This is a genomic window from Kitasatospora sp. NBC_00374 (assembly GCF_041434935.1).
Taxonomy (GTDB): Bacteria; Actinomycetota; Actinomycetes; order Streptomycetales; family Streptomycetaceae; genus Kitasatospora.
Map to the genome: position 1 here is coordinate 4631415 of NZ_CP107964.1, position 13569 is coordinate 4644983.

The 13569-nt window shown below is 73.9% G+C and carries 13 protein-coding genes and 4 tRNA genes; 10 read left to right on the forward strand and 7 right to left on the reverse strand.

Going from position 1 to position 13569, the window contains the following annotated elements:
- Window positions 1-47: 47 nt before the first annotated feature.
- From OG871_RS20840 to OG871_RS20855, 4 genes are all read right to left on the reverse strand, one after another.
- Window positions 48-121 (reverse strand) — tRNA-Phe (locus OG871_RS20840).
- A 27-nt stretch (window positions 122-148) separates the two neighbouring features.
- Window positions 149-222 (reverse strand) — tRNA-Asp (locus OG871_RS20845).
- Between the two features lie 59 nt (window positions 223-281).
- Window positions 282-354 (reverse strand) — tRNA-Glu (locus OG871_RS20850).
- Window positions 355-474: 120 nt separating this feature from the next.
- The gene (locus tag OG871_RS20855) at window positions 475-816 is read right to left on the reverse strand and encodes a metallopeptidase family protein (RefSeq protein WP_371503369.1); all 342 of its coding nucleotides are present in this window, start codon (window positions 814-816) and stop codon (window positions 475-477) included.
- A gap of 70 nt (window positions 817-886) precedes the next feature.
- On the opposite strand from OG871_RS20855, the gene crcB (OG871_RS20860) reads away from it, so the two are divergent.
- The 6 genes from crcB (OG871_RS20860) (at window position 887) to OG871_RS20885 (ending at window position 7521) form a co-directional block, all read left to right on the forward strand.
- The gene (gene crcB, locus OG871_RS20860; RefSeq protein WP_371498481.1) at window positions 887-1348 is read left to right on the forward strand and encodes a fluoride efflux transporter CrcB; all 462 of its coding nucleotides are present in this window, start codon (window positions 887-889) and stop codon (window positions 1346-1348) included.
- On the forward strand, window positions 1345-1695 hold the full coding sequence (locus OG871_RS20865) for a DUF190 domain-containing protein (protein WP_371498482.1): 351 nt from the start codon (window positions 1345-1347) through the stop codon (window positions 1693-1695). The genes crcB (OG871_RS20860) and OG871_RS20865 overlap by 4 nt, the downstream gene beginning before the upstream one ends.
- A complete protein-coding gene (crcB, locus tag OG871_RS20870; protein WP_371498483.1) occupies window positions 1692-2066 on the forward strand; it encodes a fluoride efflux transporter CrcB in 375 nt (124 codons plus the stop codon). Before OG871_RS20865 ends, crcB (OG871_RS20870) begins: the two co-directional genes overlap by 4 nt.
- 834 nt (window positions 2067-2900) lie before the next feature.
- Complete coding sequence (locus OG871_RS20875; protein ID WP_371498484.1) at window positions 2901-5225, forward strand: DEAD/DEAH box helicase; 2325 nt, start codon at window positions 2901-2903, stop codon at window positions 5223-5225.
- Window positions 5226-5408: 183 nt separating this feature from the next.
- Window positions 5409-6242, forward strand: a complete 834-nt coding sequence (locus tag OG871_RS20880) for a TIGR02452 family protein (protein ID WP_371498485.1) — start codon at window positions 5409-5411, stop codon at window positions 6240-6242.
- A gap of 163 nt (window positions 6243-6405) precedes the next feature.
- Window positions 6406-7521 (forward strand): low temperature requirement protein A, encoded by a 1116-nt coding sequence (locus OG871_RS20885; RefSeq protein ID WP_371498486.1) that lies wholly within the window; start codon window positions 6406-6408, stop codon window positions 7519-7521.
- Window positions 7522-7531: 10 nt separating this feature from the next.
- On the opposite strand, the gene OG871_RS20890 is transcribed toward OG871_RS20885, so the two are convergent.
- Window positions 7532-8239 (reverse strand): tyrosine-protein phosphatase, encoded by a 708-nt coding sequence (locus OG871_RS20890; protein WP_371498487.1) that lies wholly within the window; start codon window positions 8237-8239, stop codon window positions 7532-7534.
- Between the two features lie 56 nt (window positions 8240-8295).
- Entirely contained in the window at window positions 8296-9045 is a 750-nt protein-coding gene (locus OG871_RS20895) for an SDR family oxidoreductase (protein ID WP_371498488.1), read from the reverse strand.
- Between the two features lie 97 nt (window positions 9046-9142).
- On the opposite strand from OG871_RS20895, the gene OG871_RS20900 reads away from it, so the two are divergent.
- Window positions 9143-9748: a transglutaminase family protein gene (locus OG871_RS20900; protein ID WP_371498489.1), complete on the forward strand. Its 606-nt coding sequence runs from the start codon at window positions 9143-9145 to the stop codon at window positions 9746-9748.
- A gap of 14 nt (window positions 9749-9762) precedes the next feature.
- On the opposite strand, the gene OG871_RS20905 is transcribed toward OG871_RS20900, so the two are convergent.
- The gene (locus OG871_RS20905; protein ID WP_371498490.1) at window positions 9763-10995 is read right to left on the reverse strand and encodes a DNA glycosylase AlkZ-like family protein; all 1233 of its coding nucleotides are present in this window, start codon (window positions 10993-10995) and stop codon (window positions 9763-9765) included.
- A gap of 150 nt (window positions 10996-11145) precedes the next feature.
- Between OG871_RS20905 and OG871_RS20910 the strand changes: the two genes are divergently transcribed.
- The 3 genes from OG871_RS20910 to OG871_RS20920 all read left to right on the forward strand — a co-directional run bounded on the left by OG871_RS20910 (window position 11146) and on the right by OG871_RS20920 (window position 13525).
- Window positions 11146-11820, forward strand: coding sequence for a DNA polymerase beta superfamily protein (locus tag OG871_RS20910; protein WP_371498491.1), 675 nt, complete (start codon window positions 11146-11148; stop codon window positions 11818-11820).
- A 111-nt stretch (window positions 11821-11931) separates the two neighbouring features.
- A tRNA-Lys gene (locus OG871_RS20915) sits at window positions 11932-12004 on the forward strand.
- A 738-nt stretch (window positions 12005-12742) separates the two neighbouring features.
- Window positions 12743-13525, forward strand: a complete 783-nt coding sequence (locus OG871_RS20920; protein ID WP_371498492.1) for a VOC family protein — start codon at window positions 12743-12745, stop codon at window positions 13523-13525.
- The last annotated feature ends 44 nt before the right edge of the window (window positions 13526-13569 follow it).

The following is a 13569-nucleotide window of genomic DNA, read 5'->3' on the forward strand; positions in this document are numbered from 1 at the left end:
CCCCCGAAGCGAGCTGCTTCGAGGGCATCGTGACTGGTCAAACTATGTGGCCAGGGCCGGGGTCGAACCGGCGACCTTCCGCTTTTCAGGCGGACGCTCGTACCAACTGAGCTACCTGGCCGTACTGCACCGCCTCTTGCGAGGCGAGCGATCCTGACGGGACTTGAACCCGCGACCTCCACCTTGACAGGGTGGCGAGCTAACCAACTGCTCCACAGGACCTCGTGCGGATCTCATCCGCTTCAGCACCTCGCGGCACTGACTTTACTACGGTACTGCCGTGCCCCCAACGGGATTCGAACCCGTGCTACCGCCTTGAAAGGGCGACGTCCTGGGCCACTAGACGATGAGGGCTTGCGGCCCGCCCGGCTGGCTTGCAGCGGTCGGGGACGTGAGAAGCATATGGGATGCCGGGCGGGAACGCCAAAACGGTTTCGGTTCGGCGGGTCCGGGGCCGTGGAGCGGGCGCAGGGGTCAGGACCAGCCGAGTTCGTGCAGCTCGTGGTCGTCGAAGCCGAAGTGGTGGGCGACCTCGTGGATGACGGTGGTGCGCACCTCGTCGACGGCCTCCTCCTGGCTCTCGCACAGCCGCAGGGTCGGCCCCATGTAGACGATGATCCGATCGGGCAGTACCCCGGCGTACCACTCGCCGCGCTCGGTCAGGGGGGTGCCCTCGTACAGGCCGAGCAGGTCGGGGTCGGCCGGGTCGGGTTCGTCCTCGACGAAGACCGCGACGTTGTCCATCATGGCCGCGAGCTGCGGCGGGATCTGGTCGAGGGCGTCGGCGACCAGCGTCTCGAACTCGTCCCGGGTCATCTCCACCGCCCCATTGTCGGGTGTGCGGTGACGAGGTGCCAGGTGATCGGCGGTAGTGATTGACTGAGGTGTGCGTTCGAGTCGTACCGGCCGGGAGCCGGGAACCGCGGTGCCGGGGCGCCCGGTGCTGCTCCGCGGGCAGGGCCCCGCGGTGGCGGCGGTCGCACTGGGCGGCGCGATCGGGGCGTCGGCACGGTACGGGGCGGGCCTTCGGTGGCCGACCGCGGCGGGGGCCTTCCCGTGGACGACGCTGCTGGTCAACGCGGTGGGGTGCGCCGCGATCGGGGTCCTGCTGGTGGTGGTCGCCGAGGCGCGGGCCGCGCATCCGCTGCTCCGCCCGTTCCTCGGGACGGGCGTCCTGGGCGGCTTCACCACCTTCTCGACGTACGCCGTGGACGCCCAGCAGCTGATCGATCGCGGCGAGCCCGGCCGCGCCCTCGCCTATCTGCTCGGCACCGTGCTCGCGGCGCTCGCCGCGGTCTGGGCGGCGGCGACGGCCACCCGGCCCGTCCTGCGGAGGAGGTCCGGATGACCGTGCGTGAGCTGCGGGCGACCGTGCTGATCGGCGAGAACGACACCTGGCACCACCGCCCGCTGTCGGCGGAGATCGTGCACCGCGCGCATGCCGCGGGACTGGCCGGCGCGAGCGTGTTCCACGGGGTCGAGGGATTCGGCGCCGGTTCGACCGTGCACACCTCGCGGTTGCTGTCGCTGAGCGAGGGCCTGCCGGTGGCGGTGGTGATCGTGGACACGGCCGAGCGGATCCGGGCCTTCCTGCCGGAGCTGGACGCCCTGATCGGCAGCGGCCTGGTGCTGCTGGACGAGGTCGAGGTCGTCCGGTACGGCCGGGGCGGGCGCGGGGACGGCGGCGACGCGTGAACTGGCTGCTGGTGGTCGCGGGCGCGGCGGTCGGCGCGCCGCTGCGCTATCTGACGGACCGTGCGGTGCAGGCCCGGCACGACTCGGTCTTCCCGTGGGGCACCTTCGCGGTGAACGCGGCCGGCTGCCTGGTGCTCGGCCTGCTGACCGGCGCGGTGGCCGCCGGGGCGGCCTCCTCCCGGCTGCAGCTGCTGCTCGGCACCGGCCTGTGCGGGGCGCTCACCACCTACTCGACCTTCTCGTACGAGAGCCTGCGGCTGGCCGAGACGGGCGCCCGGTTCTACGCCGCGGCCAACGTGGCCGGCAGCGTGCTGGCCGGCCTGGGCGCCGCGTACACCGGGACGGCGGTGGCCCGCGCCCTGTGGGGGTGAGCGGGTGTCGGCCGCAGGGCCGACCGGGCGGTAGCCCGTGTCTGCCGGGGCGCACGCGCGTTGGGCACCGAGAACGGGACCGGCCCGGGTGGGGCAGGCGCTGGAGGTGGCTCGGTGGTGGCGGATCGTACGGGGCGTCGGCGGATGGCGGTGGGCGTGGTGGCCGCCGCCCTCGCCGGGTTCGGCTTGAGCGGCTGCATGTCGGTCGGGTCGGGCTCCGCCGACCAACAGGGCACCGCGCGCCCGTCCGGGCAGGCCGGTGTGTCCGGCAAGCCGGGCGGGGCGACCGGCGCGGCCCGCAACGCCGGGAGCGGCCAGCACGGTGAGCACGGGGCCGCGGTGGCGGTGGAAGGGGTCTCACCGGGCACGACCCCGGTGGCCGGAACGGTCGGCAGCGGGCCGCTGCCGGGTGAGTCCGAGGTGGCGCCGGTGGTGGTGCCCGGGGTGCCCAGCGACTCCGCCGGGCCGACCGGGAGCCCGTCGGGCCGGCCCAGCCCGGCCCCGAGCCCGTCCGGAGTGTCGCATCCGTCACCCAGCACGCAGGCGAGTTCTCCCGTTCCATCTGCCACACTGGACCCAGAACCATCCACCAGTAACTCAGGATCCTCGGCTCCGAGTGCGGCCCCCACCGGGCATTAGCGCTCTGGCCAGCAGGTTTGCCTTTGATCCCGAGGTTCCTCTATGGTGGTAGATCGTTCGTTTGATTCATTTGATTGGCGCCTTTTCTCCACTACGGCGCCCTTGGCGCGTTCCGGCGATCCGTGGCTGACCGCATAGAGGCGGTCTTTACAGAACCCCGGACTTTGGCGCGTGCCACTTCCGGAAGGTTTTGCATTGTCTCTCGTTGACGACACCCGCTTCGCCATGCCCGCGAACGGGTCGGACGCCACCGACACCGCCCTCACCGACACCATCGAGACCGCCGAGGTCGAGACCGCCGCCGCGGTCGACCAGGTCGCCGCCGATGACCTCGACACCGCCGAGGACACCACCGCGGACGAGGCCGCCGAGCCCGCCGAGCCCACCCTCACCTTCGGTGACCTGGGCCTGCCCGAGGAGATCGTGCGTGCCCTCGCCAAGCGCGAGGTCGTCACCCCGTTCCCGATCCAGGCCGCGACCATCCCGGACGCGCTGGCCGGCAAGGACGTGCTCGGCCGTGGCCGCACCGGCTCCGGCAAGACCCTGAGCTTCGGCCTGCCGCTGCTCACCCGCCTCGCCGGCGGCGAGCGCACCCGGGCCAAGCACCCGCGCGGCCTGATCCTCGTCCCGACCCGCGAGCTGGCCATGCAGGTCGCCGACGCGCTGGAGCCGTTCGGCTCGGTGCTCGGCCTCAAGCTCAAGGTCGTCTGCGGCGGTACCTCGATGTCCAACCAGATGTACGCGCTGGAGCGCGGCGTGGACGTCCTGGTCGCCACCCCGGGCCGCCTGCGCGACCTGATCAACCGCGGCGCCGCGAAGCTCGCCGACGTCCAGGTCGCCGTGCTCGACGAGGCCGACCAGATGGCCGACATGGGCTTCCTGCCCGAGGTCACCGAGATCCTCGACCAGGTGCCGGCCGGCGGCCAGCGCCTGCTGTTCTCCGCCACCCTGGAGAACGAGATCGACACCCTGGTCAAGCGCTACCTGAACAAGCCGGTCACCCACGAGGTCGACCCGTCGGCCGGCGCGGTCACCACCATGACCCACCACATCCTCGTGGTGAAGCCCAAGGACAAGGCGCCGATCACCAACGCGATCGCCGCCCGCAAGGGCCGGACGATCATCTTCGTCCGCACCCAGATGGGCGCCGACCGGGTCGCCGAGCAGCTCCTGGAAGCCGGCGTGAAGGCCGACGCGCTGCACGGCGGTATGACCCAGGGCGCCCGTACCCGGGTGCTGGGCGACTTCAAGGACGGCTACGTCAACGTGGTCGTCGCCACCGACGTCGCCGCCCGCGGTATCCACGTCGACGGCATCGACCTGGTCCTGAACGTGGACCCGGCCGGTGACCACAAGGACTACCTGCACCGCTCCGGCCGCACCGCGCGGGCCGGCCGGTCGGGCACCGTCGTCACCCTGGTGCTGCCGCACCAGCGCCGCGGCGTGTTCCGCCTGATGGAGGACGCGGGCGTGGACGCCTCGCGCCACATCCTCGACCACGCCTTCGACCCCGAGGTGGCCCGGATCACCGGTGCCCGCTCGCTGGTCGAGGTGCAGGCCGAGTCCGCCTCCGGCATCGCCGGTGCCGCGGAGCGCGAGGTCGCCGAGATGACCCGCCAGCTGGAGCGCGCGCAGCGCCGCGCCGCCGAGCTGCGCGAGGAGGCCGACCGGCTGGCCGCCCGCGCCGCCCGTGAGCGTGCCGCGCTCGGCATCGAGGACGAGGAGCCGGCCGCCGAGGCCGGTGCCGACGCCGCCGAGCCGGCCGTCGCCGAGGCCGCTCCGGTGGTCGAGGAGGAGCGCGTCCCCGCGTACCGCGAGGCGCGCAACGAGCGTCCGTCCTTCAACCGGGACCGGGACGACCGCGGTGGCCGTGACCGGGACCGGGACGACCGCGGTGGCCGTTCCTTCGGCCGCGACCGTGACGAGCGTCCGGCCCGTTCGTTCGGTGACCGTGACAACCGTTCGGGTGGCTTCAACCGGGACAACCGCTCCGGTGGTTTCAACCGTGACGAGCGTCCGGCCCGTTCGTTCGGTGACCGTGACAACCGTTCGGGTGGCTTCAACCGGGACAACCGCTCCGGTGGTTTCAACCGTGACGAGCGTCCGGCCCGTTCGTTCGGTGACCGTGACAACCGTTCGGGTGGCTTCAACCGGGACCGTGACGACCGCGGCGGCCGCTCCTTCGGCAACGACCGTCCGGCCCGCCCCTTCGGCGACCGCGACAACCGCGGCGGCGGCACCGGCGGCGGCTTCAACCGCGACCGGGACAACCGCTCGGGCGGCTTCAACCGTGACGACCGTCCGGCCCGTTCGTTCGGTGACCGCCCGTCGTTCGGTGACCGCGACCGCAGCGCCGGCAGCAGCCGTCCGTTCGCCCGCCGCGACGACCACCGCTCCGGTGGCCGCCCGCAGGGCTTCAACCGTGACGACCGTCCGGGTGGCCGCTCCTTCGGTGGCGACCGCGACAACCGCTCGGGCGGCTTCAACGGCGGCGACCGCAAGCCGCGTTGGAAGAGCTGACATCTGACGGCGCGACAGCGCCACCGCACTGAGGCCTGGGGCCGATCCACTCCGGTGGGTCGGCCCCAGGCCTTTGCCGTGTCCGGGTGGCGGGCCGCCGGCTGCCAGGCCGCCGGGCTTGGAATTCTCGAAATGAGAACAACTCGGTGGCGCGCCGCAACCGCCTCGCGTACGGTCACCGGTATGAGCAGCAGAATGCATCAGGTGGCGGTCGAGAACGAGGAGATCGCCGAGCGGGGGACCTACCGGAACAGGTGGGGGAAGCCGGTCGAGATCGGCGAGTCGCTCGCCCGGGCATGCGCCGGGACCATCTCGTACAGTGCCGAGGAGCCGCTGCGGGGAGGGGAGCGCGGGCCGCTGCGCGGGCCGGTCGAGGTGACGTCCGAGGGCAGCATGCAGGCCGCGCGCCGGCTGACCGAGGCCGGCGGCGAGCACGTCGCGGTGCTCAACTTCGCCTCCGCGCGCAACCCCGGGGGCGGGTACCTGCGCGGCGCCAAGGCCCAGGAGGAGGACCTCTGCCGGTCGGCGCTGCTGTACCGCTGCCTGCTGGAGGCGCCCGACTACTACGAGGCCCACCGTGCCTCCACCGACCTGCGCTACAGCCACCGGGTGATCTGGTCCCCGCAGGTCCCGGTGGTCCGTGACGGGCGCGGCGACCTCCTCGCGGAGCCGTACACCGTCTCGTTCCTCACCTCGCCGGCGCCCAACGCGGGCCAGCTGGCGCTGCGTTCGCCGGGGCGGCCGGTGGACGTGCGCGGCATCCTGGCCGCGCGCGCCGACCGGGTGCTGGCGGTGGCGGCGCAGCACGGGGTGCGGGAACTGGTGCTGGGGGCCTGGGGATGCGGGGTGTTCCGCAACGACCCGGCGGTGGTGGCGGAGGCCTTCGAGACCGCGCTGACCGAGCACGGGGCGGCGTTCGACCGGGTGGTCTTCGCGGTCTGGGACCGTCAGCCGGTCTCGGCGAACCGGGCCGCCTTCGAGGACCGCTTCGGGCCGGCGGGGGAGCGGCTCGGCTGAGCGGGCGGCTCGGTCGAGCGAGTCGGTCGAGCGGCGGGACCGGCCGAGGGGGCGCCAGGAGCCGGTGACGGGCTGCCCTGGGCCTCGGGGTCCTGGGACAGGCTGCGAGCGGGTCTTTCGGACCGCCCGCGCCGGACGCTCCTCATGATCCATACTCGCCCCTGTGACCACCGACACCGAACACCGGGCCGAAGCCGATCTCCGGGTGAGCCCGCTGGAGTTGTTCTTCGACCTCGTCTTCGTCTTCACCGTCACCCAGCTCACCGCCAGCCTCGCCCACCACCTCACGGCCGGCGGGCTGGCGAGGGTCCTGGTGATGCTCGCGGTGATCTGGTGGATGTACGACGCGTTCATCTGGCTCACCAACGCGATGCCGCCGACCACGCACCCGCGGCGCGGCCTGCTGCTGACCGGCATGGGTGGTTTCCTGGTCGTCGCGCTGAGTGTCCCGCACGCCTTCGAGGGCAGCGGGGTGGCCTTCGGGCTGGCGTACCTGCTGGTCATCGCCGTGCACACGGGGATGTTCGCCGGCGCCGACGTGCCGCTCGGCTCCGTCCTTCGGATGGGGGCGCTCAACCTGATCAACGCCGCGCTGGTGGTCACCGGCGGGTACCTGCAGGGCACCGCCCAACTGCTGCTCTGGGGCGCCTCGGTGGGTGTCCAGCTCGCCATCCCGTACCTGGTCGACCTGCCGCGGTTCCAGCTGCGGGCCCCGCACTTCGTCGAGCGGCACGGGCTGGTGATGATCGTCGCCTTCGGCGAGTCGGTGATCGCGATCGGCGTCGGGGCCGGCGACGCCGAGCTGTCCGCCCCGCTGGTCGGGGCGGCGGTGCTGTCGCTCATGGTCTGCGTGGCCCTCTGGTGGGCGTACTTCGGCCGTGACGACGACGAGTACGCCGGCCGCTACCTGGCCGCCCTGCCCGGCGCCCGCCGCAACCAACTGGCGATCCGGGTCTACAACATGGGCCACTACGTCCTGCTGCTCGGCGTGATCCTCCTGGCCACCGGCGCGAAGTCCGCCGTCGCCCACCCCACCGAGGCCCTCGGCGCCGCCCCGGCCGCCGCCCTGGCCGGCGGGACCGCCCTCTTCCTCGCCGCCAACGCCGCGATCCGCCGCACCCTCACCCTGACCCCCAACTCCGCCCGGGTGGTCGCCGCCGCCGTGGTGGCGGCGACGATCCCGCTGGGGACGCAGGTGTCGGCCCTGGCCCAGGTGGCGGTCACGGCGGCGGTGCTGGGGGCGGCCGTCGGGTACGAGGAACGGCGGGCCGGGCGTTGAGCGCGGGGCGCTACGCCGTCAGGAGCTCCCGGACGGAGGCCAGCTCCCCGCCGTGCACCCCGTGGGCCGTCAGGTAGTCCTCGATCGAGCCGTGGAGCTGGCGGATGCGGTCCAGCGCGGTGTGCAGGCGGTCCGCCTCGGCGGGGTGGGAGAGGTGCTGCTCGCCGAACTCGTCGAGGTAGGGGACGGGCCCGGCGTCGAGGCCCAGGCCGGGGTTGGAGCGGAGGTAGTCGGCGGTGATCTCGCCGAGGTCCAGCCCGGCCAGGTGCTGGAGGACGGCGACGGTCAGGCCCGTGCGGTCCTTGCCGACCGCACAGTGCACCAGGACCGGTCCGCCGCCCGAGGCCAGGGCGCGGACGGTGGCGGCCACCGCCGCGCCGCCGACCTCCGCCATCAGCCGGTAGACGGCGAACTGGTCGCTGGGCCACGGGTGTTCCGCGTCGAGACGCTCCGGGAGCAGCGGGGCGTGCAGATAGGTGTGGCCGAGGTCGTGGTGCCGGTCCGGGGCGGTGGCGAGCTCCGCGTGGGTGCGCAGGTCGATGACGGTCCGGATGCCGAGCGGCCGCAGCCGTCGGGCGCCCTCCAGGGTGAGGCCGGAGAGGGCGGCGGAGCGGTAGAGCAGGCCGGGCCGGAGCCGGCCGCAGGAGGCGTCGCGGAAGTTCGGTACGTCGGGGATGTCCAGGAGGGCAACGGCAGCGTCGAACCCGTGGTCGGTCATGCCCTCACGCTAGCGCCGGCGGGTGGCGCGCCGGCGGCTCGTTGCCGACCTGTGCCTCAACGGCCGCCGGCCACGTCGAGGAAGGTCCCGGTGGCGTACGAGGCGGCGGGTGAGAGCAGGAAGAGGATGGCCTCGGCGACCTCCTCGGGCCGGCCGCCGCGCCCCATCGGCAGCTGCGGGGCGACCCGGTCGACCCGCCCCGGCTCGCCGCCCAGGGCGTGGATGCCGGTGTGGATCAGGCCCGGGCGGACGGCGTTGACCCGGATGCCCTCGCCCGCGACCTCCAGGGCCAGACCGCGGGTCATGCTGTCCAGCGCGCCCTTGGAGGCGGCGTAGTCGACGTACTCGTTCGGCGACCCGAGGCGGGAGGCGGCCGAGGAGACGTTGACGATCGCGCCGCCCCGGCCACCGTGCCGGGTGGACATCCGGCGGACGGCGGCGCCGGCGCACAGGAACGGCCCGGTGATGTTGGCGGCCCAGATCCTGGCCAGCCGGTCCTCGTCCAACTCCTCCAGCCGGGCCTGCCTCTCCAGTGTGCCGGCGTTGTTCACCAGCGCCGTGAGGGGGCCCAGTTGCTCGTCCACGGCCCGGAACAGCCGCTCGACCCCGGTGGCCCGGCTGACGTCGGCGCGGACGGCGATCGCCGTCCCGCCGGCGGCACGGATCTCGTCCACCACCGCGAGTGCGGAGGCGTCGTCGCTGCGGTAGTTGACGCACACCCGGTACCCGCGCCGACCGGCGAGCCGGGCGGTGGCGGCGCCGATTCCCCGGCCGCCGCCGGTGATCAGGACGGTCTCGGACGGCATGCTGACTCCCTCGCACCGGTGGTGGCCTGCGACCGACCGTAGCCCACATGCCGGAATTCCCGGCCGGGTGGGCCGCGCGTCGACCACGATGGCCGGCATGACCACCGAACCGCCCCCGCTGCGGCCCGCCTCCACCGATCCGGCCGACTACCTGGCCGCCGACGACGTGATCGACCACGGGCACCCGGAGATCCGGGCCCTCGCCGACCGCCTGCGCCGGGACAGCGTGCGGGAGAGCGCCCGGGCCGCCTTCGAGTACGTCCGCGACCGGGTGGCGCACTCCGCCGACCTCGGCCGGTGGAGCGCCGCGTACCGGGCCTCGGACGTCCTCGCCGCCGGTGACGCGATCTGCCACGGCAAGGCCCACCTGCTGACCGCCGTCCTGCGGGCGCAGGGCATCCCGGCCGGCCTGTGCTACCAGCGGCTGGACGTGCTGCACGCGCTGGTAGCCGTCCACTGGCCGCGGCCGGAGGGCGGCGGGACGTGGGTGCGGCTGGATCCGCGCGGCAACAAGCCGGGCGTCGACGCGCAGTTCGCCACCGACCCGGCGGACGAGCGGCCGGCCTGGCCGGTCGACCCGGCCCGCGGCGAGTTCTGGTACGACACGGTGTACCCGGCCACCCCGGACGGGCTGCGCACCGCCCTGGCCACCGCCGACCCGGGGCGGACCGGCTACGGCTACTACCTGCCGGTCGAGCTCTGAACCGGCCGCTCCGGTCAGGAGGTCGCCGCCGCCCGCATCGCGGCGATCTTCGGCGCGCGGCTCTTCGGCGAGTCCAGGCTGAACCCGCGGGCGTCGCCGAGCTGGTCCCGGACGAACTCCTCGGTGCGGCGGACGGCTTCCCGCAGGGCGTCGTCGAACGGCACGAAGAGCTGGTGCACGATCTCCTGCCGCTCGGTGTCGTACTCCCAGAACCCGACGATCCGGCCGCGGTCGACCACGATGTGGGTCTGCGGATCCGCCTCGGTGCCGAACACCCGGCCCTCCCTGGCCGCCGGGACGGGGCGCTGTGCGTCGGCCGGGTCGATCAGGCGCGGCAGGTCCCGGTGCAGCAGGTGGATGCCGTCGATGCCCGCCAGCAGGGCGTACCGCGGTTCGGCCGGCGGCCGGAACCGGGCGAACTCCTCGGCGAGTTCGACGGGCATCAGCAGGTCGGTGCCGGGCAGGGCGGTCAGCTCCAGCGGGCCGAGGGCCGCCTTGGCCGTGGCGGCGGTGAAGCCGGAGAACCAGCGGAAGTGCTTGACCGAGGCCGGCGCGGCCCAGGAGAAGTAGCGTTCGGCGAGTTCGGCGGCCGAGCCCTTCACCGGCTGGTCCCAGCCGACGTACCCGTAACGCTGCTGGTCCAGACGGCCGTTGGACGGCACCCGGCGGATCCGGCCGCGCGACTGGAGCAGGCCGAGCGCCAACGGGAGGGTGGTCGACAGCCCGCGCTTCCTGCCGGCCTCGCCCAGGCCGCGGACGGCGTCGCCGACCGCCTCCCTGATCGCCGGCGGATCCAGCGGCCGGTCCGGTGACAGCGAGTCGGTGACGGCCAGGCACAGTTTCTCGACCTCGTCCTGCGTCACGCCCAGGTGCTTGGCCGCGGAGGCGATGTCGGCCTCGGGCGCGGCCGCCCCGGCCGCCAGGCCGAGCGCGTAGTCGGCGGCCGGCAGCACGTAGGTGCAGCCCCGGGCGGACGGCAGCTCGTGCACCTCCAGGGCGGCCACGGCCGCGTCCACCGCCGCCCGGTCCAGCCCGGCGCGGGCGAACAGCCCCAGGTACGGGGCCGCGCCGCCGACCGAACGGGCCCAGCCGGTCGCGGCCAGGACCTCGGCGGCGCTCGCGCCTTCGTGCGCGCCGTCCAGCCACTGCCGGTGCGCCCACCAGGCGCGGAGTCTCCCCGGCAGGGCCGGGTCGGGCCCGGGGTCGAGGTCCGGGCCGGTGTCCGCCGGGATCCCACTGTTAGCCATGGGGCCAGTATCGGCGGGCGGCCGGGCGGGAGCACGCAGCGACGGGCCGACAATTCGTTCGACCCGGGGCGGGGTGCCGGGGGAAACTGCCGGATGTCCGCAGGCCGTTGCGGACCGTCCGGCCGAACCCGCCGAGGAGGCGACCCACCCGTGAACGTCCTGCTCTCCGGCATCGTCGGCTCCACCGCGTACGGGCTGGCACACGCCGGCTCCGACATCGACCGGCTCGGCCTCTACGCCGCGCCGACGGTCGAACTCCACGGCCTGCACCGCCCCGCGGAGTCGCACGTCACCACCGCGCCCGACCGCACCCTGCACGAGGCCGCCAAGTGGTGCCGCCTCGCACTCGGCTGCAACCCGACCGCGTCCGAACTCGTCTGGCTGCCCGCGGACCTGTACGAGGTGCGGACCGAACTCGGCGAGGAGCTGATCGCGCTGCGGCGCACCTTCCTCAGCGCACGGGCCGTCCGCAACTCCTATCTCGGCTACGCCACCCAGCAGTTCAGGAAGCTGAGCAACCGGGACCGCTCGGATCCGCAGGGCCTGGACCGGGCGGCCAAACACGCCCGGCACCTGGTCCGGCTGGTCGAGCAGGGGCTCGCCCTGCACGAGACGGGCGAGGTGGTCGTCCGGCTCGCCGAGCCCGAGCGGGTCCGCGCCCTCGGCGAGCGCTTCGCCCGTACCCCCGACGACGCGGCCGCCCTGCTGGCCGGGGCCGAGGCACGCTTCGACCGCCCCGGTGTCCTGCCGGACGCCCCGGACGAGGCCCCGGTCGAGTCCTGGCTCCGCCGCGTCCGGGCGGTCCACTACGCGCCCGCCGAGTGACCTCCGTGCGGGCCGTGACGTGGCCGGAAATACTGTTGGCCACGTCGGCGTGATCACCAGGTAGGATCGGCCCCGCAGGTGCCGTGTCCTCGCGGATCGGCGCCGGTCGGCGGGCCGCTAGCTCAATTGGCAGAGCTGCGGACTTTTAATCCGTAGGTTCAGGGTTCGAGCCCCTGGCGGCCCACTGGAACGAGGCGGGAGACCTCCTCCGACCTGCAACGCGACACCCCGGCCACGTCAGTGGCCGGGGTGTTCCGCGTCTGTGGCCCGGTGGGGTGAACGGCCGGTGGCGACGGCGGGCCCGGGCGGGCGGGGGCGGGCGGGCGCCGTGGGGACCTACAGGAGCCGTACACGGGCGACGAATTGCGACCGGACGGATGACGAGTGGGTCCGCGGCCCTCGGCGCGACGGTCGCTCCCGACCCCCTCCCACCTGCGACCGGGCAGTCCGCGCCCCAAGGTGGGAGAAGCACCGTGACGCACCTCGCGCCGACCCCCGCACCACAGCCCGTGCTCACCCGGAACCCCGGCCCCGGCGGACCGTCCGGGCTCGGCACCCCGATCCGAAGCCACTGCCGTCGCACCGGCATGACGCAACGTCAGTTGGCCGATCTCCCGACCCTGAGCGTCCGCTCCATCCGCGACCTGAAGGCCGACAGAGTCCGCCGCCCGCGCCGCGAGACCGTCCGCCTGCTCACCGATGTTGCCCTCGCCCCGCCAACTCGTCGACCGGCCGCGGGCCGAAGAACGCCAGGTGCGGCGTCCGGGCCGAGCGGAGGATGCGGAGGCAGATCGGCGGCACCGTCGCGGCCCCGGCCGACCGCCCCCGGCCGAGCGCCCCGCACCGGGTCGGGGGCGCTCCGGTGGCGGGATCCGGACCCGGCGGCGAAGGTGGGCGGTGGACCACGACCCTGGGAGACGCAATGCCCGAAGTCACCACCCCCTACCGGCCCGGCACGCCGTGCTGGGTGGACCTGATGGCCAAGGACCAGCAGGCGGCGCTGGACTTCTACCGCGACCTGTTCGGCTGGCAGGGCGAGATCGGCCCGGCCGAGTTCGGCGGCTACGCGATCTGCACGCTCAACGGCAGGCCGGTGGCCGGCATCGGCCCCACCATGGCCCCGGAGGGCATGCCCGAGCCGCCGGTCGCCTGGACCACCTATCTGGCCTCCGACGACGCCGACGCCACCCTGGCCGCCGTCACCGCCGCCGGCGGCACCACGCTGACGCCGGTGATGGACGTCGGCACGGTGGGCCGGATGCTGGTGGTGGCCGACCCGACCGGCGCGGTGTTCGGCGTCTGGCAGCCGGTGGACTTCGCCGGCGCGCAGGTGGTCAACGAGCCCGGCGCACTGGTCTGGAACGAGCTCAACACCGCCGACCCCGCCGTCGCCTCCGCGTTCTACACCGCCGCCTTCGGCGTGGAACTGCCGTTGATGGAGGGCGCCACCCACTACTGGTCGCTGACCGTGGACGGCAAGGCGGTCGGCGGTGTGCAGAAGCTCGGCGGCTCCCTGCCCCCCGGCACCCCCTCGCACTGGCTGACCTACTTCGCGGTGGACGACACCGACAGCACCGTGGACGCCCTGGTCAAGGCGCGCGGCTCGGTGCTCGCCCCGCCCACCGACGCGCCGTGGGGCCGCTACGCGATCGTCCAGGACCCGCAGGGTGCGGTCTTCGCGGTTATCAAGGCGCCCACCGGGTAGCCGACCCGGGACCTCGGGGCCGCCCGTTCGCGACGCGCCACCAG